The organism is Sphingomonas sp. BGYR3, from assembly GCF_025153455.1.
Lineage (GTDB): Bacteria > Pseudomonadota > Alphaproteobacteria > Sphingomonadales > Sphingomonadaceae > Sphingomonas.
In genome coordinates this window covers 214,495-237,416 of record NZ_JANZNT010000001.1, presented here as the reverse complement: position 1 = coordinate 237,416, position 22,922 = coordinate 214,495, and the positions used below count along the sequence as shown (strand labels likewise).

The window sequence follows — 22,922 nt, the reverse complement described above, 5'->3', positions numbered from 1 at the left end:
CCCCACTATGGGGTGGTGAACACGCTTGCGACCTTGATGGATGACGGGCCGGATATCGGGGTCCCGCCAGCGGCGGATGCTGGGCGGCGCAACATGGTGCTGCTGGTGCAGTTGCGCTGGCTGGCCGTCGGGGGACAGCTTGCGACGATCATCGCGGTACATCGGGGCATGGGCGTTCCCCTGCCGCTCGTCCCGCTGATCGCCGCGCTTGGCTGGCTGGTCGCCATCAACCTGGTGACGATGGCCGTTCTGCGCCGGCGACAGACGGTGTCGCAGCTCGAACTGTTCGGCGTGCTTCTCTTCGATGTCGCGGCGCTGACCTGGCAACTTCAATTCACTGGCGGCCTTGCCAACCCGTTCGCCTCGCTGTTCCTGCTTCAGGTGGTGATCGGCGCGATGATCCTTCGTCCGGCATCCTCATGGGCGCTGGTGGCCGCTACCCTGATCGCGCTTGGTCTGCTCACCATCGATGCGGTGCCGCTGGCTCTGCCTGCGCCCTATGCCAGCGATCCGCTGGCCCTGTATCTGGCGGGCAGTTTCGTCTGCTTCGTGCTCATCGCCGTCCTGCTGACCGCGTTCGTGACCCGCATCGCCCGCAATCTGCGCCAGCGGGATGCCGCGCTGGCCGCGATCCGCCAGCGCGCGGCAGAGGAGGATCATATCGTCCGCATGGGCCTGCTCGCTTCGGGCGCGGCGCATGAACTCGGCACGCCGCTGGCTACGCTTTCGGTTCTGCTCGGCGACCTTAAGTCGATGCCCCGACTGAATGAGGAACACGAGATCCGGGACGATCTGGATGACATGGAATCGGCGGTTCAGCGGTGCAAGGCGATCGTCAGCGGGATCCTGATGTCGGCCGGAGAAGCCCGGGGAGAGGCGGTTGAGCGAACCACCGTCCATGCCTTTTTGGCCGGGATCATCGCCGACTGGCAGGGGACGCGCGGCCTTGAACAGCTCGATTTCGACAATCGCTTCGGGCCGGACATGGCGATTCTGGCCGATCCGGCGCTGCGTCAGGTGATCGGCACGGTCATCGACAATGCAGCGGAGGTATCGCCGCATTGGGTCGGCGTCCGGGCAGACCGCGATGGCGACACCCTGGTCCTGACCGTCCGGGATCGTGGCCCGGGCTTACCCGCTGACATGATCCAAGGGTTCGGGCGACCATATCGTTCGACCAAGGAACGCCCCGGCGCGGGGCTTGGCCTGTTCCTGCTGGTCAATGTGGTGCGCAAGCTGGGCGGAGAGGCGATGGGCGACAATCCGCCCGGCGGGGGCGCACAGGTGACGGTGCGCCTGCCGCTGGCCGCGCTTGCCCCGCCAGACCGGAGCGCGGGCGGATGAGCGCCGAACGGACCCTGTTGATTGTCGAGGACGATCCCGATTTTGCCCGCACGCTGCGCCGGTCGTTCGAGCGGCGCGGCTATCGCGTGCTGTCAGCCGATGGGCATGATGCGCTGGCGGCGCTGCTGGATGACGGGGAGCGGCCCAGCCATGCGGTGGTCGACCTGAAGCTGGCGGGCGGCGCATCCGGCCTTGCTTGTGTCCAGACACTGCGCACCGCCCTGCCCGATGCGCGGATCGTTGTCCTGACCGGCTTTGCCAGCATCGCCACGGCGGTAGAGGCGATCAAGCTGGGGGCCGATCATTACCTCGCCAAACCCTCCAACACCGACGATATCGAGGCCGCCTTTGCCCGAACATCGGGGGATGCCGACGCACCGGTCGATGGCCGGCAATCGTCGATCAAGACGGTGGAATGGGAACATATCCACCAGACGCTGGTGGAAACCGACTTCAATATTTCAGAGGCGGCCCGGCGGCTGGGGATGCACCGCCGGACGCTTGCCCGGAAACTGGAAAAGCGGCAGCTGCGCTGACCGGCCGACCCCGACGGACCGGCCGGTCAGCCTGCGGGATCAGCGCGCCCCGCGCGATGCCGTCGCAGCCTTTACCACCGCGCTGGGCCAGGTCACCGGCTGCTGCGTCTGCGGGTTGAACACCCCGCCCGGATATTGCGCCGCCTTGGCCGCAGCGATTTCCGCCGCGGTCAGCGCCTCGCTCGGCTGCAGCTCCAGCACGTCCAGACCGCGCGTGATCTCGGTCCCATAGATATGGCCGTTATACCAGTAGGCGGACCAGAATCCGCCCAGCACCAGCTGCTGCTTGTCGATCGCACCCCGGTCGAAATAGGCGATTTCCTTTGGCGCGGTGCTGTCGGTGAAATCGATCACCGAAATCCCGCCCTGATACCATGCCTGGACAAAGATATCGCGGCCCGGCACCGGCACGATCGATCCGTTATGGGCGACGCAATTCTCCTTCTCGCCCTGCGGAGCGGGCAGCTTGAACGTGCCCCGCCGGACCAGCTTGTTGTCGATGATGTCGTAGATCGCGTCGGCACCGTAATTGACGGGATCATAGGTGCGGCAGCGCGGCCGTGCGCCCCCGCCCCATTCATCGGTAAAGATCACTTTTGTCCCGTCATTGTTGAACGTCGCGGAATGCCAATAGGCAAAGCCCGGATCGGTCACCGCGTCGATCCGCTTCGGCTTCATCGGATCGGAGATGTCGAGGAGGATGCCGTTGCCCGAACAGGCGCCGGCCGCGATCTTGCGCGACGGGAACACGGTGATGTCATGGCACTGGTCGGTGCGGCTGGTATCCTGTGTCCCGTCGCCATGGTCGCCGCCGCGCCACAGTCCCGCAATCTGGCCTGTGCCCTCATCGGCAAAGACGCGCGGCCGATCGACGATCCGCGCCGCCGCCGGATTGGCGACCGGGATTTCGACGACGTCGATGCTGAACAATGCGGTGCGGTTGTCCCCCGGCACATCACCGATGCATCCCGCCAGTTCGCGCTCGTCCCGGACAGATGCCGTGCCGCTGTTATAGACGATGATCCGCTTGTCATCGGCCGATACGATGGAATGGGTGTGACTGCCGCGACAGGTTTGCACCTGACCCACCTGAACCGGCTGGGCGGGGTTCGCGATGTCAAAGATGCGAAGGCCCCGGAACCGTTCCGGGCTTGCATCGCCCTCCACCCCCTGCAGCCCGCAATCCACCCGGCCGCGGGTCTGTTCGACCGACATGACCAGCAGTTTGCCGACGATCGAAATGTCCCCCTGTCCGCCCGGACACACCACCGAACTGAGCAGCGCCGGCTTGCCGTCCTTGGCCAGGCGATAGACGTTGAACCCGTGATAATTGCCGGTCACCATCAGGTCGCCGGAAAAGGCGATATCGGTGTTCCAGAAGCTGAGCAGCGAGGACCGCGATCCGAACTGCGTGCTCTCCTGTCCCTCCTCGCCCTCGCCCGGCTTGGCGTCCTTCGGCTTGGCCGACGGCACGGGCGGGGCAAGCGCCGCCGGATTGGCGGGATCGAAAAATCCCGCAGGCTTGGGCAGCGATGCCACCAGCCGGATGTTCTTTGCCGCCACCCCGGCATCGGTCAGCCCGGCGCTCAGCGTCGCGCGCGGATCGTCGGACAGCTTGGCCAGCATCCCGCCCATCCGGTTGATCTCGCTCTGCTGTTCGCCGCGCACATCGTTGACGAATTCGAACAGCGCCGGATCATAGGCAGAGCCGGGCTGGTCCAGCAGCTCACGGACCATCGCCACCGCGCCTTCATGATGCGCGATCATCAGCGTCAGGAACTGGCGGTCGAACTCCGTCCCCTTTGCCGCGGCCAGCGCCTTCATCTGTTCCGGCGTGGCCATCCCCTTCATGGCCCCATGCCCGGCCATGTTGTGGTTGCCCATGGTGTGGCCGGCCATGTTGTGTCCGGCGTGCGCGCTGTGATCCATCCCGCCGCCTGCTGCCGCGTCGACGCCCCGCGCCTTCAGCCAGTCGCGCATGAAGCTGATCTCGTCCGCCTGCGATGCGCGGATGCGGTCGGCGGCCTTGCGCACATCGGGATTGTTGGTCCGCCCCTCGACCAGTGCGGCCATCTCACCCGCCTGCTGGTGATGCGGGATCATGCCCTGCATGAACGCGACGTCCGCGGGGGAAAAGGTAGTGGCCGCGATCTTCGTTGCTTCACTGGCGGACAGCGCACGGGTCGGCTTGCCGGGCGCGCCGGGTTGAACGATCCGCGCATCCTGCGCCATCGCTGCCCCGGTCCCTGTCAGGGCAAGGACCGTCAGGCTGCCGGTGCGCAGCAGCGTGGCAATGCTCTTCATGTGTTACTCCCATGCGATGATCTGGCCCGCAGCGTAGCCATGCGGTCGCCGGTGAAAAGAGGAAATCGTGCCACGGACGGAACGGCGGAACGCGCCCCTGTTCGTCCGCGCCCTTTGCGAGCCGAAAAGGGGCGCGGTGGCGATCGGAACGTGGCGAAGGTGACGGCACGTCCCGCTTAAACTGCGACCAGTGGATAGATTGTGGCAACGAACCGGGGCGCATGGGGCGGCCAGGCAGAGGCAAGGGGCCATGCGGGGGATTGAAGCACCGAAAATCCTGCATTGATAGCCGCCCGGAGCAGCCGGCAGCAGGTCCAGCCTGTGCGCCGGACGCGGCCGTCCGCCGGGCCTGTTCCCGCATCCACGCGTCGCCCGATTGCGGTCCTGGGCCGATTGGGTCAGACAGCGGTTCATGCAGCGCATATCCGGTCATAAGCGAAGGATCGTTTCCAGTGCCCGGTGGACCGGCCGCCGGGCAGTAATCGCCGCCCGGATGGCAATGTCGTTCCTGATCGCAATCCTGACCGCGACCATGGTTGTCCCGGCCAATTCGGCGCAGATCCCGACAGAGACCCCCGCTGCGTCACCCCGGCTGGAGGCGATCGACCGGGTCTGGTCGGGGCATTATAGCCGGTTTGCCCTGGTGACGACGCAGCGGCAGATCCTGGTCGCCTATTACGATGCCAACCGGCAACTCAGCGTGGCGACCCGGTCACGAACCGACGGGGCAAGCTGGGTCTATCACCGGCTGGACAGCTGGACCGGATGGGACAGTCACAATTTCATCGCGGCCGCCATCGACGCGGCGGGCCATATCCATATCGTCGCCAATCTGCACAACGACCCCCTCGTCTATTACCGGTCCGACCGGCCGGGCGACCCGCGCACCCTGGTCCGCAGGGCGACGATGGTCGACGCGGCGCGCGAACGGCGCATGACCTATCCGGTGTTCCTGACCGATGCGCTGGGCGGCCTGGTCTTCAAATATCGGGACGGGGGCAGCGGCAACGGCAATGAACTCTACAACCGCTACGATGCGGTGACGGGGCGCTGGACCGCGCTGCTGACAAGCCCGCTGGCCGACGGCGAGGGGCGGCGTAACGCGTATTTCGTCGGCCCGACGCCTGGCCCGGACGGGCGGTTCCACCTCGCCTGGGTCTGGCGGGAGACGCCCGATGCAGCAACCAATCACGATCTGTCCTATGCCGTCAGCCGCGATTTGATCCACTGGACCCGCGCCGACGGATCGCCGCTGGCGCTGCCGATCACGCTGAATAGGGCCGAAATCGTCGATCCGGTTCCCGAACGCGGCGGCATGATCAACAACAACACGGTCATCGGATTCGACCGACTGGGCCGGCCGATCATCACCTATCACAAATTCATCGCCGATGGCTCGACGCAGATCTTCCTTGCCCGGTTCGAGGGTAGCCGGTGGCGGATCGCCCAGGCCAGCGACTGGCGGGGTTTTCGATGGGATTTCGGCGGCGGCGGATCGCTGGACAGCCGCCTGTTCGTGGAGGGCGCGGTGCCAGGCGATCCCGACCAGCTGCGCATCCGCGTCCGCCGCGACGACAAACCGCTCGACCTGATCGTCGACGAGGCCATGCTGACCCGCATCGCCGAGCGGCCCGCCTCTGCGCTGGCCGACCGGTTGGCGCCGATGATCCAGACACCGCCGGGAATGATCCTGCACACGGTCGAGGGCGATGGGGCGGCCATTGCCTGGCCGACCCGGCCGCCCCGCCGCGACATGGCCAGCCCCGACATTCCGGAACCGACCACGCTGCGCCTGATCCTGCCCTGATCCCGGTCGAACCACGCCCCTTCGCCCCGGAGTGCCGCAACCGTCTTTAATCCGTCGCACAGCCGGGCTAGCCGTCTGCGACCGATTCCCGCTTTTCGGAGCCTGTACCATGTCCGATCGTATCCGCAGCCATCGCCTGGACCTGTCCCGCCGCCATATCCTGCGCGGGTTTGGCGGGGCGGCCATCGCCGCCGGGTTCCTGCCCGCAACGCGGCCTGCCCTGGCGCAGGCGGTGTTCGCCACCAACCCGTTCCAGCTTGGCGTTGCATCCGGCGATCCTGCGGCGGACGGGTTCGTCATCTGGACCCGGCTTGCACCGGAACCGATGGAAATCGGCCATGGCATGCCCGGCGCACCGGTCGAGGTGACGTGGGAAGTGGCCGAAGATCGCGGCTTTGCCACCGTCGCGCAAAAGGGCACGGCCGTTGCCCGGCCCGAAATTGGCCATTCGGTGCATGTCGAACTGACCGGGTTGAAGCCAGACCGTCCCTATTGGTACCGCTTCGCGGCCGGGCGGGAGCGCAGCGGCACGGGCATGGCGCGGACCACCCCGGCGGCAGGCGCGCCGCTGGCCCGCGCGCGTTTCGCCGTGGTCGGTTGCCAGAGTTACGAGGCAGGGTATTTCACCGCCCATCGCCGCATGGTCGAAACCAGCCCCGATTTCGTGTTCTGCTATGGCGACTATATCTACGAAGGGCGCGGCAATCGCCTGCGCAACGGGCCGGACGGCATCTACGAAAATGTCCGTCAGCATATGGGCCAGGAAATCTATTCCCTCGATGATTATCGCCGCCGCTATGCCCAGTACAAGATGGACCCGGATCTTCAGACGGCGCACGCCGCCGCCCCTTGGTTCGTCACCTGGGACGACCACGAAATCGACAATAACTGGGTCGCCGACGTCGATCAGGACGGCACCGACCCGCGCATCTTTGCCCTGCGTCGTCAGGCCGCGGCTCAGGCCTATTACGAACATATGCCGCTGCGTGCCGCGTCGCTGCCGGTGGGCGTGCAGATGCAGATTTTCCGCCGCGCCGCCTATGGCAATCTGCTTGACCTCAACCTGCTCGACACCCGCCAGTTCCGCAGCGATCAGCCGTGCAACGACCGGTGGAACACGCCCTGCGATCAGGTGAACCTGCGGGATGCAGAGGTGCTGGGTCGGCGGCAGCACGACTGGCTGATGGCCAATATGCGCGGGTCGGATGCGCGGTGGCAGGTGCTGGCGCAGCAGGTGATGGTGATGGACCTGGATCGCAATCCGGGGGCGGACACCGTCTATAACCTCGACACCTGGGCCGGATATCGCGTGCCGCGCGAACGGCTGCTTTCGGGCATCAAGGCGCTTGGCCGACGGAACACGGTGATCCTGACCGGCGACGAGCATCAGAATTATGCCGGAGAGGTTCAGGTCGACGGAAAGCGGCCGGCGAACGATCCGGTGGCGGTCGAATTCGTCGCCACCTCGATCACCAGCGGCGGCGACGGGCAGGATCAGCGCGCGGAAACCAGCGCGATCCAGGCCGCCGACCCGCAGCTCAAGTTCCACAACGATCAGCGCGGGTTCCTGCTTTGCGACGTGACGCCCGACACCTGGCGCACCGATTACATGGTGCTGGACAAGGTGAGCGTGGCCGGCGGTGCGGCGCGCGTGCGGACCAGCATCACCGTGGAACGCGGCAATCCGCGGCTGTCCATCGCCTAATTTCGGCCAATCCCCTTGCGCGCCAGGGGCATTTGCGCTAGGCGCGCCCCTTTCCGCAGGGGCAACCCCGCTGGAAATCCGTGCGGGAGGCATCCGGGCAACCGGGGCCGCGAATACCGCTAAACTTGAACCGGGCGCGTCCGTTCGCGGCGTGCCCCGCAACAGAGTGAGAGAGAATGGCCAAGAAGATTACTGGCTATATCAAGCTGCAGGTGGCGGCCGGTGCCGCCAACCCGTCGCCGCCGATCGGCCCTGCCCTGGGTCAGCGCGGCGTGAACATCATGGAATTCTGCAAGGCGTTCAACGCGGCGACCGGCGACCTGGAAAAGGGCATGCCGATCCCGACGATCATCACCGTCTATGCCGACCGGTCGTTCAGCTTCGAAACCAAGACCCCGCCCGCGACCTTCCTCATCAAGAAGGCGCTGAACCTGAAGTCCGGTTCCAAGGAACCCGGCAAGGTCCGCGCCGGCACGATCAAGCGCAGCCAGCTGAGCGAGATTGCCCAGGTGAAGATGAAGGATCTGAACGCCAACGACATCGATGCGGCAACCCGCATCATCGAAGGCAGTGCCCGCGCGATGGGCGTCGAAGTGGTGGAGGGCTGATCCGATGGCAAAGCTGAGCAAGAAGCAGAAGGCTCTGTCGATCGACGCTGAAAAGCTGCATGGCGTTGACGAAGCGATTGCGCTGGTGAAGTCCAACGCGACCGCCAAGTTCGACGAAACCATCGAAGTCGCCATCAACCTGGGCGTCGATCCGCGCCACGCCGACCAGATGGTCCGCGGCGTCGTGAACCTGCCCAAGGGCACCGGCAAGACCGTCCGCGTCGGCGTGTTCGCCCGCGGCGCGAAGGCCGAGGAAGCCAAGGCCGCCGGTGCCGACGTGGTCGGTGCCGAAGACCTGATGGAGCTGGTTCAGGGCGGCACGATCGAGTTCGACCGCTGCATCGCGACGCCCGACATGATGGGCATCGTCGGTCGCCTGGGCAAGGTGCTCGGCCCCAAGGGCCTGATGCCGAACCCCAAGCTGGGCACCGTGACCATGGACGTGACCAAGGCCGTGACCGACGCCAAGTCGGGTCAGGTCGAATATCGCGTCGAAAAGGCCGGCATCATCCACAGCGGCATCGGCAAGGCGAGCTTCCCCGCGGAAGACCTGCGCGCCAATTTCGACGCGCTGGTCGATGCGCTGGTCAAGTCGAAGCCGTCGGGCGCGAAGGGCAAGTATGTCCGCAAGATCGCCCTGTCGTCGTCGATGGGCCCGGGCGTGAAGGTGGACGTGGCCGAAGTCGCCACCGCCTGATCGTTCAGCGATCACCAATTCAGGAAAGGCCGGGTCAACGCCCGGCCTTTTTTGTTGCACGCTGCCGCGCTGGCCCGGATCCGTGCCGCAGCTATTGACCGGATAGGCCATGGCTATTTGCCGGGCGCAAATGCAGTGATACGATATCGCTAACAACGATAAAGCGTGGAGAGCCCGTGATGCGCCTGTCCCTTCGCCTGCTGCTTGGCCTTTCCGCGCTTGCGCTTCCCAGCGTTGCCTATGCCCAGGCCGGGATACCCGATACCGTCCCGCATCCCGATGACATTGTGGTCGAGGGCGTCAGCGGGCAGGCCAAGCGCCGTGCCGAGGTTCAGATGAGCGACTGGCGGGTCGCCCGCAGCCGGCATTTCGCGATCTTTTCAAGGGTCGAGGAGGCCAAGTTGAAGGGTCTGGCCGAAAACCTGGAGCGCCTGCATTTCCTGCTCTCGCTGACGTTCAACCGGTTCGACACCGATCAGGAACCCGTCCCGCTGGCCATCACGCTGTACGGGGACGAGGCGGATTTCAAAAACCTTGATCTGGTCAGTCACCGTTGGCAGCAGGGGCCCTATGCCCGGGCATTCCCGTCTGCCCTATACTATGACCCGCGCGATGATGGCGCGGTGCTGGCCACGACCGGTGCCAATCAGGTCGTGATGGTCCGGCCCGGCGTGCAGCTTCAATCGCTGGGCGGCCTGGCGGCATCGGAGCCGACGGCCCCCGGCCAGCAGGCACAGGTCGGTAACCGGTTCGCCGATCAAGGCGGCGCAGCGACGCAGACCAGTGTCGGCGAGGTATCGAGCGCGATGACGGTCGAAGGGCGCGTCTATGCCGCCTATGCCCGCCACTTCCTGATGACCTATTTCCCGGTCGCCTATCCGCGATGGTATCTGGACGGGTTCGGCGAGATTTTCGCCGACTTTCACGTCGCCGCCGATGGCGCGCTGGTTTATGGCCAGCGCCCGCCAAATTATCGGGAGGTGATCGAGGAGCTTGGCCCCTATCCGCTCGGCAAGGTGCTGGACGGAAGCTATCTGACCGACCGAAAGACGCGCTGGTCGCCGTACCGGGCCTGGGCGCTGTCGCACATGCTGTTTTTCAACGAACAGTGGAAGGCACCGCTACTCAATTACCTGGCCGCCTATCAGCGCGGACAGGATCATGCCGAGGCGGCACGCGCGCTGGGCGATGAAGACGCGCTGCGCAAGGCACTGGCCGAATACAGGGGATCCAAGGTCCCTTATGAAAAGGTATCCGTTCCCGCCGGACAGTTTCAGCCGGCAAAGGCATGGCGGCTGACCCAGGATGAGGCCGCATCCATTCTGGGTCGCCTCAAAATGGGCGCGGACATCACCCTGCCCCCGCCGCCCGCCCCCGGCCTGGACCCGGAAACCGCAGCCGACATGAACCGAGCGCGGGAAAAGGCCATGGCCCGGCGCAATGCCTGGCTGAAGGATGCGCGCGCAACCGCCGAGCGATATCCCAAACAGCTGGTCGCACAGCTGTTGCTGGCAGAGGGGGAATGCCGGATTGACGCATCCGCCCCCGGCTGCACCGCGGCCGCAGACCGCGCGCTGGCCATTGCGCCCAACAACGCTCACGCGCTGGGGTGGAAGGGCATGGCCCTGAACGGCCAGGCAAGCATTGCCCCCGCGGAGCAGCGCGAACAGCTGGCCGAAGAAGCGCGCCGCACCATCGTTCGCGCCAACAAGGCATCGACCGAAGATACCCTGCCGCTGCTGGGCTATTATCGCAGCTATGCCGAACTGGGTGTAGAAGCCCCGGAAATCGCGCTGCTTGGCCTGGTCAAGGCGAACAGCCGCGTGCCGCAATCGCCGGAGATCAAGCTGATGCTGGGCGAGGCGCTGGCCAACCGGGGTCAGGGCGATGCCGCGCGGCTGATGCTGCAACCCGTGGCGAACGGCGCCTATGTCACGCCCGAACAGCCAAAGGCGAAGGCGTTGATCGACCGGATCGGCGGGACGACGGGCGCCCGCTGACCCGCTGCACCCTCCAGATATAAACGCGTCATCCGGATTATTCCCGGAGCACTACCCTTGCCTGTGCGTTAATTGCGGATACACGGCGTCTGCCTCTTTAGCGGCAGGCATTGCGCCGTTATAACTGCGGCTTGGAAGGGTGGTAGCTGGTGAAGCGTATTGGCATGACCTCGATTGAACGACTGATATTCTGCATTGCCGCGACCGGCATTGCCGCGCCCGCCATGGCGCAGGTAACGCCCCCACCCGTTGTCCGCACCACACCAGTGCCCGCGCCCGTCGTGCAGCCATTGCCCGGTCAGATCAACGAGCCGCTGCCCGTCCTGTCCGATGCCCAGAAAAAGCAGCTGGGACAGCTGCTGCGTCAGGCATCGTCGGCACAGGGCCTTCGCCGTATCGACAGCGAAATGCCGCTGCCGACGGACAATGACGGGCTGGTGCGTGCCGCGCTGGATTACGCGCGTGCGGTGAATAACGGCCGGTTGGCGGAGGAGGATTTTGCCGGCGACTGGGGGATGCGGCCCCCGGCCTATGACCCCTTTCCCGCGTTCAAGAAGGCCGTTGCCGACAATCGCCTGAGCGCGTGGATCGCAACGCTGCCGCCGCCATGGACGGGGTATGAATCCCTGCGCGAGGGATTGGAAAAATACCGGCAGATCGAAGCGCTGGGCGGCTGGGCCACGCTGGCGGCGGGGCCGGACTTGGGGATCGGTGCCACCGGCCCGCGCGTCGTCGCGCTGCGCAAGCGGCTGGCGGCAGAGGACATGCTGGTCAAGCTGGAGGGCAACAAGTTCGATGCCGAGCTGCAGGCCGCGGTCAAGCGGGCGCAGAAACGCTATGGCCTGAACCAGAGCGGGCTGGTGTCGACGCAGACGCTGGCGGCGCTGAACGTTCCCGTGCGTGACCGGATCCGCCAGATCATGGCGAATATGGAGCGGTGGCGCTGGCTGCCCGCGCAGTTGCCGCCAAAGCGCATTCAGGTGAATGTGGCGACGGCTCAGCTGACCGTGTTCGAAGGGGACAGCCCCGTCGCGTCCATGAAGGTCGTCACGGGCGCGCCGACCACGGCGACGCCGATGCTGTCATCGACCATTCATTCGATCGTGCTCAATCCGCCATGGAACGTGCCGTCCAGCATCGCGAACGGCGAATTATGGCCCAAGGAACGGTCCAGCCCCGGCTATCTGCGGCGCAACGGGTTCAGGGTGATCGAGACGGAAGGCGGCGGCAAGCGGCTGCAACAGGCCGCGGGCCCGCAAAGCGCGCTTGGCCGGTTCAAGTTCGATTTCGACAATCAATATGCGGTGTACCTGCACGATACGCCCAGCCAGTCGACCTTCACCCGGTTTGACCGGCTGGCCAGCCATGGCTGCGTCCGGTTGGCCAAACCGCGCGAGCTGGCCGACCTGTTGCTGGCCACCAGCCCGGAATGGACGCAGGAAAAGATCGACGAAACGCTGGCCAGCGGCAAGACGGTGCGCGCCGCCCTGCCCGAGCCGGTGGCGGTCTATCTGCTGTACTGGACCGCTTTTGCGTCCAGCGATGGCAGCGTCAGCTTTCGCGGCGATCCCTATGGCTGGGACAAGCAGCTGGCGGAAAAGATCGAGACACGGGCCGACAAGGCCCAGTTTGCAGCGCGTTGAGCGGGGATGAGGGACATGAAGGCAATGATGATGCGCAGCCGGGTGCTTGCGCTGGTCGCACCGATGGCGCTGATCGCCGGCTGCTCCGGCGGGGATGAGCCTCCGCCGCCGGAACCGGCCAACGATTATGACATGGAATTGATCAACGAGCCTGCGCCGCCGCCGGTCGAGGAACCCGCCCCGGCACCGACCGCCGAGCCAGCGCCGCCGCCGGTTGCGCCGGAATCGGATTTCCGCGATTCCCAGCAGGTTCAGGAAGATGCCGAGGCGACGGGGATGACCAGCCGGATCGACCGGACCGCGCCGCCCCCGGGCGAGGGAGAACCGCCGGTCGTCGACGATGCCGAGCCCAAGGATCAGTAACGCCATCGTCGCTGCCATTCAGGAACCGGAACGGCAGCGCAACGTTCAAGGGGCATGAACGCCGATACTTCCACCGCCACCGTCCCAGCCGTTCGTCGGCCGGGACGGGCGCTGCGCATTGCCGTCATCATGGCGGCTGTGCTGATTGTCCTGCTCGCCATGCTGGCTGTAGCTGCGGCGATGTCACCTGTCGGCTGGGCGCGCGAGCGGATCGAGGCTGCACTAAGCGAGCGCGTCGGCGCACCCGTGAACCTTGGCAGCGTGGAGCGGGTGGAGGTCTTTTCATACACCCCCACCATCGTGCTGCGCAACCTGCGTATGGCTCAGCCGGACTGGGCCGGGCCCGGAGATCTGCTGACCGTTCGCGAGGTGCGGATGCGGGTGCCGGTTCTGCCCGCTATCTTCCGGCAATCGATCGAGCCGGGCGGCATCGTGATCCGCGGCATGACCGCCAATCTGGTGCGGACAGCGGAAGGGCAGTGGAACTGGCGCCGGGAAACCAAGGCGCCGGACGAGGGGCAGGACAATGATCGCGGCATGGGCATTGCCGGCCTGACGATCGAGGATAGCCGCTTCACGCTGAAGGAAGCCAAGCGCAAGCTGGTGCTGGCCGGTGCGATGTCGGCGGATGCGCGCCAAGGGGTGCGGATCGGCGGCACGGGGACGTTCGACGGTGCGCCTGCGCGGCTGCAACTGAACGGCGCGCCGGTGACCAGCACGGGCGGCGACGCGCCTTACCCCTTCACGCTGGATTTCGCATCGCCGCTGCTGACCATGACGGCAAAGGGCACGATGCGCGGTGCGCTGAACGTGCGGGACATGCGGCTGGCGATGGCGGCTAAGGCGCCATCGCTCGCCCGGCTGGATGACCTTATCCAGGCAGGCCTGTTCGGCACGGCGCCCATCGACCTGAAGGCAGAAGTGCGCCGCGATGGGCGCGACTGGTTCATCGAGCGGATGTCCGGTTCGATTGGTCGGTCGCAGCTGGTCGGGCGGATGGACGTGTTGAAGCGCGATGGCCGGACCAAGATCGACGGCGATATCCGGTTTTCGCAGTTCGATTTCGACGACCTGTCCGATGCAAGGGGCAAGGCGCGTGCGGCGGCGCGCGAGGCGCAGACCGGTGAACGTGTCCTGCCCGAAACGCGGATCAACCTTGCCAAGATCGGCCCCACCGACGGCACGCTGCGCGTCAAGGCGCAGCGGCTGCTGTTCGGTCAGACCACCACGTTCCGGACCCTTGCGGGCACCATCACGCTGGAGGGCAAGAAGCTGACGATCAGCGATATCCGGTCGGAACTGGTGCAGGGGGTAATGACCGGGCGCATGACCGTCGATCATCGCACCGGGGCAAAGCCGATGCTGAACATCGACCTGATGGTTCAGGGCGGCCGGCTGGGGCCGCTGGTCAATGCCGCCGACCGGTTCGATGCGCCCTATCGCGCGCGGATCGTGCTGGGCGGGCGCGGCGATACCATCCGCGAGGCGCTGTCCCGTGCCGATGGCCATGCCGGGATCGTCGCGGTCAACGGCAAGGTGGACCGGGTGGTCGCCGCCGTGCTGGGCCAGGATCTGGGCCGGACGGTGAAGGCGGTGGTCAGCGACCCGGATGCACAGGTGCCGCTGCGCTGTATCGCGGTGGGGTTCGAGGCGGACGAGGGCCGCCTGACCGCCACGCCCTTTGTCATCGACACCGACATCAGCCGCAGTCGGGGCGTCGGCATCATCGACCTGGAAAGCGAGCGGATCGCGTTGACCATCGGCGGCGCATCCAAGCGCAAGGGCGGGCTGCGCATCATGGAGCCGATCCGGATCAACGGCACCATGAGCCGGCCGTCGGTCAGCGTGGCGGGGTTCAACAATCCGCCGAATACGGGCGACGTGATCGGCGCGGTCGTGGGGTCGATCGGCGGTGCGCTTGGCCTGCGCAAGAAGGAAGGCCCGGTGGTCAACGGGACCGGCGCGGTCGATTGTTCCGGCATGGCGCGGTCCATCCTGCGCGCCACGAAATAAGGATCAGCGCGTCAGGGAGGCGAGGTCCGTCCCGTCAATGGTCAGCGTTTCGTCGCTGGGGGGCGGCGGCAATTCGGCGCCATGTTCCTGCGCGGCATAAACCTGCCGCATCCAGTTGCGCGTCACCGTTACCCGGTCGCCCACGCGCATTTTGTTGAACAGGGTCTGGGCGAACTCGTCCGGCACGCCGATGCAGCCATGGGTGGCATAGCGCGGATCAACGTCGCTGCTGTGGATCGCAACCCAGCTGCGCGTCAGCTGAAGCGACCAGGGCATCGGCGCGTCATATTTGATCGAATGCTTGTTCGCGACCTTTGCCAGCACCGGAAACGTGCCCATCGGCGTCGGCTTTTCATCCGAGCCATAAACCAGGGTCGAACGGCCGATTTCGACACCGCCCTGATAGACGTACAGCATCTGGGCCGCGATATCGACGACCACCCAGCGGGCGGCAGCGGCATCGGTGCCGCTTTCGTCCCAGGCGAACTCACCCGGATTGAGCGGGGCGTCCAGCTCCATCACCATCGACACCGGCTCGCTGGCCCGGGCCAGCACGGGTGCGGTCAGCAGCGCGACACTTAGCGCCAGCAGGACCCAACGCACGAATGTGCCCCGGGGCAATTGGTTAATGCGGGTGATCAGTTGCTGTGCCATGGGCGCTATATCTTACGCTTTGGCCATCAGGAAAAGCCAGGATTTCGGCGTGTTCCGCGTCGGGACAAAAGCCGCAGCGTTAACGATGAACAGGGTTAACGGGGTCAGGCAGCCGCGTTCGGACACGGGATGCCCGGCCATGCTTGCTTGACACATCGTCCGGTTTCGCTATGGACCTGCCACTCCGGCACGGGCTTGCCCGAACCGGAAACCGTCCGAGACAGCGGGTGGTGGGGTTTGCCCACCTTAATCTCCCGCCAAGACGGGGACAGAAAATACCGCTCGGCCCGCCCATGCGGCGCGTCGGGTGCAGCCAGTCGGTTGTGCTGGCCGCGAACCCCCTGCCCCCTTTGGACGAACACCCCCGGCCCGCTTTGCGGAACCGGGATTTCCCCGCGTCATGGCCCCATTGCCATGGCGCAGTTTTGAGGAGAATGGCATGGATCGTTCGCAGAAGGCCGATGCCGTTGCCGAGCTGAACCGCACCTTTTCGGAGGTCGGCGTCGTGGTGGTCACCCGCAATCTGGGCATGACCGTCGCGCAGTCGACGAACCTCCGCAACAAGATGCGTGACGCCGGCGCGAGCTACAAGGTCTCGAAGAACCGTCTCGCCAAGATCGCGCTCGAGGGCACCGAGTATGCCGGCATTGCCGACCTGCTCACCGGCCCGACCGCGCTGGCCACATCGACCGATCCCGTTGCCGCCGCCAAGGTGGCCGTGGATTTCGCCAAGACGAACGACAAGCTCGAAATCGTCGGCGGCGCGATGGGCAGCACGGTGCTCGACGCGGAAGGCATCAAGGCGCTTGCCTCGATGCCGTCGCTGGATGAACTGCGCGCCAAGCTGATCGGCCTGATCCAGGCCCCGGCACAGAAGCTCGCAAGCATCACCCAGGCGCCGGCCGGGCAGCTCGCCCGTGTCTTCAAGGCCTATAGCGAGAAGGAAGCCGCGTAATCCACGCGGCCTTCGATACCGGAATATACCGACTTTAACCCGATTGATTGGAGTTTATCATGGCTGACCTGAACGCGCTGGTTGACCAGCTGTCCGAACTGACCGTCCTGGAAGCGGCTGAGCTGTCGAAGCTGCTCGAAGAAAAGTGGGGCGTTTCGGCCGCCGCTGCCGTTGCCGTTGCTGCTGGCCCCGCCGGCGGTGGCGCTGCCGCTGCTGCGGTTGAAGAAAAGACCGAGTTCGACGTGATCCTGACCGGCGACGGTGGCAAGAAGATCAACGTCATCAAGGAAGTCCGCGCCATCACCGGCCTGGGCCTGACCGAAGCCAAGGCGCTGGTCGAAGGCGCTCCGAAGCCGGTCAAGGAAGGCGTCAACAAGGACGAAGCCGAGAAGATCAAGAAGCAGCTCGAAGAAGCTGGCGCGACCGTCGAGGTCAAGTAATCGGCGCGGGAACCGGTTCGCCCGGTTCCCGACCCTTGCTTCTGCAAGAAAAAGGGCGGCGCTCCCCATCGGGAACGCCGCCTTTTTTTTCATTTACCGGCCGGCCGGATCAGCTCTGGCCAAAGGCGGGCTTGAAGCTGCCGGGCCATCCGACCTGCTTGATCACCCGCGGCCGTTCGACCTCCTGTCGCGGCGCGGCACCGACCGGCTGAGCCGCAGGGGCGGCCGGGGTCCGGGCCGGCGCAGCCGCCGCCGCATCCACCAGGCCCATCCGCTCACGCTCGTCATAGAAGCGCGCGCGCTTCAGCCGGGCCCGGCGAGTCAGGAACGGATTGTCCGCCGTCGGACCGGCAAGCGCAGCCCGTTCGTGACGGCCCATGCCCTCATGACCCGGCTTCAGCACCGCCGAATGCTCGTGATGCGTCGCAGGCGAAACGCCGTGCGCGACCAGCGGTGTGGCGGTCGCCGCCATCGCTGGCGCGTGCTGAACCGGCTCGACCGTCGCAGCCTGCGGCGTGGCGACCGTCATCGGGCGGGGCTCGATCGGGCGAGGCTTCGGCTCAATCGGGCGATTGACCTCTCGATTGGCCACGACCGGATCCGGGGCAGCGCGGCGGCGCCGGGTCGCGGCCCATGCAAGCAGCGCAAAGGCGGCACCGATGCCGGCCACGCCAACGATCCACGGCGTCCAGTCGGTCGAACTCTCTGCCGTTGCCGGCGCGTCGAAGCCGCTATCGGCGGGCGGTGCAGCTTCCGGCGCGGGCGTTGCCGCGACGGGCGGGGGCGACTGGACCGCGGGATCGACCGCCGGGGCCTCATTCAACGTGGGAGGCGGCGCAACCTCGGCTGCCGGAGCCGCTTCTGCCCGTGCAGGTTCGTCGCTCGCTGCGGTGTTGGCGGCAGACCGGCGGGCCTGAGCCTCCCGATTGCGCTGTGCGGCCTCACGCGCTGCTGCCTGTTCCTGTTCGACCTGAGCCAGTGCTTCCGGCGCGACAGTGGCGCTCGGCGCGGACTGGGCTGCGCTCGGGCCGGATTGGGGGGTCGCGGCGGGAATGGACGGGGCGGCCGTCGTCTGGGTCGGCGCGGGCGCGGCCTGACGAATGATGACCGGCGCGGTCGTCGTCGGTGCGGACGTCGTCGGTGCGGACGGGGCCTGAACCGGCTGGACCGGAGCGGGCGCGGGTGCGATGTCCTGAGCAATTGCGGGGGCAGCCAGCGTGGCAATCAGCGCCAGGGTGGCCGTGCGAGCGATGAGGCGATTTTTCTTCATAGCAGGACGCCAACGCCCCGACCCGCCCATCCGGTTTCATTGCGAACCCGGAATCAGCGACGGGATGACAGAGCAGGACGACGGGGCGATGCCGTTTATCTGAGGTTCATCAGGCATTTATCCCGCGTTCATGTATCCGCCGCCGCTCGCCGGGTATCCGCCATGCCGTTTGACATGACCCGGCGCTGCGCCTATATCGCCAACACCGTCCGATCGGGAAAGGTTCGCCGTCGCGCAGCGTGCCAATGAATGGATCAGCCGGGCTCATGACGCCGCAAAGCCGCCATCCTCGCCACGGGGCGATGGACGCGCGGCTTTTTTGGCGTCTTTTGCGTGCCCGATCCGGTGGGTCACCGGGTACGAATTCTGATTGAACTACCTTTTGATAGAACAAGGGCAATCCTCAGCTATGGCAACCAAGGCGATCGAGAGCGGCACGATGAAGCGCCGCATCCGCAAGGTGTTCGGCGACATCCATGAAGTGGTGCAGATGCCGAACCTGATCGAGGTTCAGCGCGAATCCTACGAACAGTTTCTGCGGTCCGATCCGTCCATCGGCTATGTTTCGGGTCTGGAAAAGACGCTGCGCAGCGTGTTCCCGATCCGGGACTTCGCCGGGACGGCCGAACTCGACTTCGTGAATTACGAGCTGGAGCCGCCCAAGTTCGACCAGGAAGAATGCCGTCAGCGGGGCATCACCTATGCCGCGCCGATGCGCGTCACCCTGCGCCTCATCGTGTTCGAGGTGGATCCGGATACCGAAGCCCGCTCGGTGCTCGATATCAAGGAGCAGGACGTTTACATGGGCGACATGCCGCTGATGACGGAGAACGGCACGTTCATCGTCAACGGCACCGAGCGCGTGATCGTCAGCCAGATGCACCGTTCGCCGGGCGTGCTGTTCGACCATGACCGCGGCAAGACGCACGCATCGGGCAAGTATCTGTTCGCCGCCCGCGTCATCCCCTATCGCGGGTCGTGGCTGGATTTCGAATTCGATGCCAAGGACATCGTCAACGTCCGCATCGACCGCAAGCGCAAGCTGCCGGTCACCAGCCTGCTCTATGCGCTGGGCCTGAACAGCGAGGAAATCCTCAACCACTTCTACAACCGCGTGACGTTCGTCCGCGGCCAGGGTGGCTGGCAGATCCCGTTCGCGGCGGAAAACTGGCGCGGCCAGAAGCCGATGTTCGACATCATCGATGCCAAGTCGGGCGAAGTCATCTTCCCGGCGGGTCAGAAGATCAGCCCCCGTGCGGCCAACAAGGCGGCGAAGGACGGGCTTGAGACGCTGCTGATCCCGACCGAGGAAATCTATGGCCGCTATTCGGCGTTCGACCTGATCAACGAAACGTCGGGCGAAATCTATGTCGAGGCTGGCGACGAAATCGGCGCCGAAAACCTGGAAAAGCTGGACAAGGCCGGCATCGACCGGATCGAGCTGCTCGACATCGACCATGTGTCGACGGGCGCATGGATCCGCAACACGCTGAAGGCCGACAAGGCCGAGGAGCGCGAACAGGCGCTGTCCGACATCTATCGCGTGATGCGCCCTGGCGAGCCGCCGACGCTGGAGACGGCGGAATCGCTGTTCGCCGGCCTGTTCTTCGATCCGGACCGCTACGACCTGTCGGCGGTGGGCCGCGTCAAGCTGAACATGCGCCTCGACCTCGACTGCCCGGATACGGTGACCACGCTGCGCACCGAGGATATCCTGGAAGTCGTCAAGACGCTGGTGAACCTGAAGGACGGCAAGGGCGAGGTTGACGATATCGACAACCTGGGCAACCGCCGCGTCCGTTCGGTGGGCGAGCTGCTGGAAAACCAGTACCGCGTCGGCCTGCTCCGCATGGAGCGTGCCGTGAAGGAGCGGATGAGCTCGGTCGATGTGTCGACGGTGATGCCGAACGACCTGATCAACGCAAAGCCCGCCGTTGCGGCCGTCCGCGAATTCTTCGGCTCGTCGCAGCTGTCGCAGTTCATGGACCAGACCAACCCGCTGTCGGAAGTGACGCACAAGCGCCGCGTGTCAGCACTTGGGCCGGGCGGTCTGACGCGTGAGCGCGCCGGCTTCGAAGTCCGCGACGTTCACCCGACGCATTATGGCCGTATCTGCCCGATTGAAACGCCGGAAGGCCCGAACATCGGTCTGATCAACTCGCTGGCGACGTTCAGCCGCGTGAACAAGTATGGCTTCATCGAAACGCCGTACCGCAAGATCATCGACGGCAAGGTGACGAACGAGGTCGTCTATCTGTCGGCCATGGAGGAGCAGAAGCACACCGTCGCGCAGGCGTCGGCCGAGCTGAACCCCGATGGCTCGTTCGCTGAGGAACTGGTCTCCGCACGTCAGGGCGGCGAATTCCTGATGGCGCTGCGCGATCAGATCACGCTGATGGACGTGTCTCCGAAGCAGCTGGTTTCGGTTGCCGCCTCGCTGATTCCGTTCCTGGAAAACGATGACGCCAACCGCGCGCTGATGGGTTCGAACATGCAGCGTCAGGCCGTGCCGCTGGTGCGGGCCGAGGCGCCGTTCGTCGGCACCGGCATGGAAGAGACGGTTGCCCGGGATTCCGGCGCGGCCATCGGCGCCAAGCGGGACGGCATCGTCGATCAGGTGGACGCAACCCGTATCGTCGTGCGCGCCACGGGCGATGTGGATGCCACGGAAAGCGGCGTCGACATCTATACCTTGATGAAGTTCCAGCGTTCGAACCAGTCGACCTGCATCAACCAGCGTCCGCTGGTGAAGGTGGGCGATGTGGTGAAGGCCGGCGACATCATCGCCGACGGCCCGTCGACCGAGTTCGGCGAGCTGGCGCTGGGCCGCAATGCGCTCGTCGCGTTCATGCCCTGGAACGGCTATAACTACGAGGATTCGATCCTGATCTCCGAACGGATCGTGAAGGACGACGTGTTCACGTCGATCCATATCGACGAGTTCGAAGTGATGGCCCGCGACACCAAGCTGGGGCCGGAAGACATCACCCGCGACATCCCGAATGTCGGTGAGGAAGCGCTGCGCAACCTCGACGAAGCGGGCATCGTCTATATCGGTGCAGAGGTCGAGCCGGGCGACATCCTGGTCGGCAAAATCACGCCCAAGGGCGAAAGCCCGATGACGCCGGAAGAAAAGCTGCTGCGCGCCATCTTTGGCGAAAAGGCAAGCGACGTGCGCGACACCTCGCTCCGCCTGCCGCCGGGCGTGTCGGGCACGATCGTCGATGTGCGCGTGTTCAACCGCCACGGCATCGACAAGGACGAGCGCGCGATGGCGATCGAGCGCGAGGAGATCGAGCGCCTGAAGAAGGACTCGGACGACGAGCGCAGCATCCTGAACCGTGCCACTTGGTCGCGCCTGCGCGAAATGCTGGTCGGCCAGACTGCCACGTCGGTGCCCAAGGGCCTGAAGAAGGGCGTGGACATCACCGAGGCGGTGCTCGAGGAAGTCGAAAAGCACGAATGGTGGAAGTTCGCGGTTGCGGACGACGCCGTTCAGTCGAACCTCGAAGCGGTCAAGACGCAGTATGATGAGGCCGTAAAGCGCATCAAGGACAAGTTCGACGACCGCCGCGAAAAGCTGGAGCGCGGTGACGAACTGCCGCCTGGCGTGCTGAAGATGGTCAAGGTGTTCGTCGCGGTGAAGCGCAAGCTGCAGCCGGGCGACAAGATGGCCGGCCGTCACGGTAACAAGGGCGTCATCAGCCGCATCCTGCCGCAGGAAGACATGCCGTTCCTGGAGGACGGAACGCCCGTCGACCTGGTGCTCAACCCGCTGGGCGTGCCGTCGCGCATGAACGTCGGCCAGATCTTTGAGACGCATCTGGGCTGGGCCGCGCGTGGCCTGGGCCAGAGCATCGCCCACAAGCTGGAGGAATGGCGCGAAGCCAATCCCGACGCCAAGGGCGGCGCGATGCCGGAAGCGGTCAAGGACCGGCTGAAGGAAGTCTATGGCGAGCATTATCTCGACGAGATCGAGGCGCGGACGCCGGATCAGATCATCGAACTGGCCGGCAACCTGAAGTCGGGCGTGCCGATGGCAACCCCGGTGTTCGACGGCGCGGTCGAGGCGGACGTGTCCGCGATGCTCGAGCTGGCTGGTCTGGACGCTTCGGGTCAGTCGACGCTGTTCGACGGTCGCACCGGCGAGGCGTTCGACCGCAAGGTGACCGTGGGCATCATCTACATGCTCAAGCTGCACCACCTGGTCGATGACAAGATCCACGCCCGGTCGATCGGCCCCTACTCGCTCGTCACCCAGCAGCCGCTGGGCGGCAAGGCGCAGTTCGGCGGCCAGCGTTTCGGGGAAATGGAGGTCTGGGCACTGCAGGCGTACGGCGCTGCCTATACGCTTCAGGAAATGCTGACGGTGAAGTCCGACGACGTGGTCGGCCGTACCAAGGTCTATGAGGCGATCGTCAAGGGCGACGACACGTTCGAGGCCGGCATTCCCGAGAGCTTCAACGTGCTTGTCAAGGAAATGCGGTCGCTGGGCCTCAACGTCGAGCTCAAGAACGAGCTGGACGCAGAGGATGGCGGCCTGGCCGAAGCGGCGGAGTAATCGAAGGGACCACGGCACATCG

16 protein-coding genes are annotated in these 22,922 nt (G+C 65.6%); 13 read left to right on the top strand and 3 right to left on the bottom strand.

The window, feature by feature from the left end; genetic code table 11:
• Positions 1-36: 36 nt before the first annotated feature.
• Together NYR55_RS01115 and NYR55_RS01110 are read left to right on the top strand one after the other, a co-directional pair.
• Positions 37-1,344, top strand: coding sequence for an ATP-binding protein (locus NYR55_RS01115; RefSeq protein ID WP_260021509.1), 1,308 nt, complete (start codon positions 37-39; stop codon positions 1,342-1,344).
• Positions 1,341-1,880 (top strand): response regulator transcription factor, encoded by a 540-nt coding sequence (locus NYR55_RS01110; protein WP_260019417.1) that lies wholly within the window; start codon positions 1,341-1,343, stop codon positions 1,878-1,880. Before NYR55_RS01115 ends, NYR55_RS01110 begins: the two co-directional genes overlap by 4 nt.
• 39 nt (positions 1,881-1,919) lie before the next feature.
• Here NYR55_RS01110 and NYR55_RS01105 read toward each other — a convergent pair whose 3' ends face one another.
• A complete protein-coding gene (locus NYR55_RS01105) occupies positions 1,920-4,184 on the bottom strand; it encodes a DUF305 domain-containing protein (protein WP_260019416.1) in 2,265 nt (754 codons plus the stop codon).
• A gap of 493 nt (positions 4,185-4,677) precedes the next feature.
• Here NYR55_RS01105 and NYR55_RS01100 point away from each other — a divergent pair, with 493 nt between their 5' ends.
• The 8 genes from NYR55_RS01100 to NYR55_RS01065 all read left to right on the top strand — a co-directional run bounded on the left by NYR55_RS01100 (position 4,678) and on the right by NYR55_RS01065 (position 15,020).
• Entirely contained in the window at positions 4,678-5,991 is a 1,314-nt protein-coding gene (locus NYR55_RS01100; protein WP_260019415.1) for a BNR repeat-containing protein, read from the top strand.
• Between the two features lie 109 nt (positions 5,992-6,100).
• Positions 6,101-7,696 (top strand): alkaline phosphatase D family protein, encoded by a 1,596-nt coding sequence (locus NYR55_RS01095; protein ID WP_260019414.1) that lies wholly within the window; start codon positions 6,101-6,103, stop codon positions 7,694-7,696.
• A gap of 176 nt (positions 7,697-7,872) precedes the next feature.
• Positions 7,873-8,304 carry a 50S ribosomal protein L11 gene (rplK, locus tag NYR55_RS01090; RefSeq protein WP_260019413.1) on the top strand — a complete coding sequence of 144 codons (432 nt, stop codon included), beginning with the start codon at positions 7,873-7,875 and terminating at the stop codon, positions 8,302-8,304.
• Between the two features lie 4 nt (positions 8,305-8,308).
• Positions 8,309-9,001 (top strand): 50S ribosomal protein L1, encoded by a 693-nt coding sequence (gene rplA, locus NYR55_RS01085; protein ID WP_260019412.1) that lies wholly within the window; start codon positions 8,309-8,311, stop codon positions 8,999-9,001.
• 179 nt (positions 9,002-9,180) lie between these two features.
• A complete protein-coding gene (locus NYR55_RS01080; protein WP_260019411.1) occupies positions 9,181-11,001 on the top strand; it encodes a hypothetical protein in 1,821 nt (606 codons plus the stop codon).
• A gap of 164 nt (positions 11,002-11,165) precedes the next feature.
• Positions 11,166-12,644 (top strand): L,D-transpeptidase family protein, encoded by a 1,479-nt coding sequence (locus NYR55_RS01075; RefSeq protein ID WP_260021508.1) that lies wholly within the window; start codon positions 11,166-11,168, stop codon positions 12,642-12,644.
• Between the two features lie 15 nt (positions 12,645-12,659).
• Positions 12,660-13,007: a hypothetical protein gene (locus tag NYR55_RS01070; protein WP_260019410.1), complete on the top strand. Its 348-nt coding sequence runs from the start codon at positions 12,660-12,662 to the stop codon at positions 13,005-13,007.
• Positions 13,008-13,061: 54 nt separating this feature from the next.
• Positions 13,062-15,020, top strand: coding sequence for an AsmA family protein (locus NYR55_RS01065; RefSeq protein ID WP_260019409.1), 1,959 nt, complete (start codon positions 13,062-13,064; stop codon positions 15,018-15,020).
• A gap of 3 nt (positions 15,021-15,023) precedes the next feature.
• On the opposite strand, the gene NYR55_RS01060 is transcribed toward NYR55_RS01065, so the two are convergent.
• A complete protein-coding gene (locus tag NYR55_RS01060) occupies positions 15,024-15,623 on the bottom strand; it encodes a L,D-transpeptidase (protein ID WP_260019408.1) in 600 nt (199 codons plus the stop codon).
• Positions 15,624-16,113: 490 nt separating this feature from the next.
• On the opposite strand from NYR55_RS01060, the gene rplJ reads away from it, so the two are divergent.
• Positions 16,114-16,629: a 50S ribosomal protein L10 gene (rplJ, locus tag NYR55_RS01055; protein WP_260019407.1), complete on the top strand. Its 516-nt coding sequence runs from the start codon at positions 16,114-16,116 to the stop codon at positions 16,627-16,629.
• A 59-nt stretch (positions 16,630-16,688) separates the two neighbouring features.
• Complete coding sequence (gene rplL, locus NYR55_RS01050; protein WP_260019406.1) at positions 16,689-17,069, top strand: 50S ribosomal protein L7/L12; 381 nt, start codon at positions 16,689-16,691, stop codon at positions 17,067-17,069.
• Between the two features lie 109 nt (positions 17,070-17,178).
• On the opposite strand, the gene NYR55_RS01045 is transcribed toward rplL, so the two are convergent.
• Complete coding sequence (locus tag NYR55_RS01045) at positions 17,179-18,339, bottom strand: hypothetical protein (RefSeq protein WP_260019405.1); 1,161 nt, start codon at positions 18,337-18,339, stop codon at positions 17,179-17,181.
• Positions 18,340-18,748: 409 nt separating this feature from the next.
• On the opposite strand from NYR55_RS01045, the gene rpoB reads away from it, so the two are divergent.
• Positions 18,749-22,900: a DNA-directed RNA polymerase subunit beta gene (gene rpoB, locus NYR55_RS01040; protein WP_260019404.1), complete on the top strand. Its 4,152-nt coding sequence runs from the start codon at positions 18,749-18,751 to the stop codon at positions 22,898-22,900.
• The last annotated feature ends 22 nt before the right edge of the window (positions 22,901-22,922 follow it).

Excerpts from the sequence above, each read along its gene's own strand:
- rplK (WP_260019413.1), top strand. The coding sequence starts at position 7,873 with ATGGCCAAGAAGATTACTGGCTATATCAAGCTGCAGGTGGCGGCCGGT.
- NYR55_RS01105 (WP_260019416.1), bottom strand. The coding sequence starts at position 4,184 with ATGAAGAGCATTGCCACGCTGCTGCGCACCGGCAGCCTGACGGTCCTT.
- NYR55_RS01070 (WP_260019410.1), top strand. The coding sequence starts at position 12,660 with ATGAAGGCAATGATGATGCGCAGCCGGGTGCTTGCGCTGGTCGCACCG.
- rplA (WP_260019412.1), top strand. The coding sequence starts at position 8,309 with ATGGCAAAGCTGAGCAAGAAGCAGAAGGCTCTGTCGATCGACGCTGAA.
- rplJ (WP_260019407.1), top strand. The coding sequence starts at position 16,114 with ATGGATCGTTCGCAGAAGGCCGATGCCGTTGCCGAGCTGAACCGCACC.
- NYR55_RS01065 (WP_260019409.1), top strand. The coding sequence starts at position 13,062 with ATGAACGCCGATACTTCCACCGCCACCGTCCCAGCCGTTCGTCGGCCG.
- rpoB (WP_260019404.1), top strand. The coding sequence starts at position 18,749 with ATGGCAACCAAGGCGATCGAGAGCGGCACGATGAAGCGCCGCATCCGC.
- NYR55_RS01075 (WP_260021508.1), top strand. The coding sequence starts at position 11,166 with ATGACCTCGATTGAACGACTGATATTCTGCATTGCCGCGACCGGCATT.
- NYR55_RS01045 (WP_260019405.1), bottom strand. The coding sequence starts at position 18,339 with ATGAAGAAAAATCGCCTCATCGCTCGCACGGCCACCCTGGCGCTGATT.
- NYR55_RS01100 (WP_260019415.1), top strand. The coding sequence starts at position 4,678 with ATGGCAATGTCGTTCCTGATCGCAATCCTGACCGCGACCATGGTTGTC.
- NYR55_RS01095 (WP_260019414.1), top strand. The coding sequence starts at position 6,101 with ATGTCCGATCGTATCCGCAGCCATCGCCTGGACCTGTCCCGCCGCCAT.
- NYR55_RS01115 (WP_260021509.1), top strand. The coding sequence starts at position 37 with ATGGATGACGGGCCGGATATCGGGGTCCCGCCAGCGGCGGATGCTGGG.
- NYR55_RS01110 (WP_260019417.1), top strand. The coding sequence starts at position 1,341 with ATGAGCGCCGAACGGACCCTGTTGATTGTCGAGGACGATCCCGATTTT.
- rplL (WP_260019406.1), top strand. The coding sequence starts at position 16,689 with ATGGCTGACCTGAACGCGCTGGTTGACCAGCTGTCCGAACTGACCGTC.
- NYR55_RS01080 (WP_260019411.1), top strand. The coding sequence starts at position 9,181 with ATGCGCCTGTCCCTTCGCCTGCTGCTTGGCCTTTCCGCGCTTGCGCTT.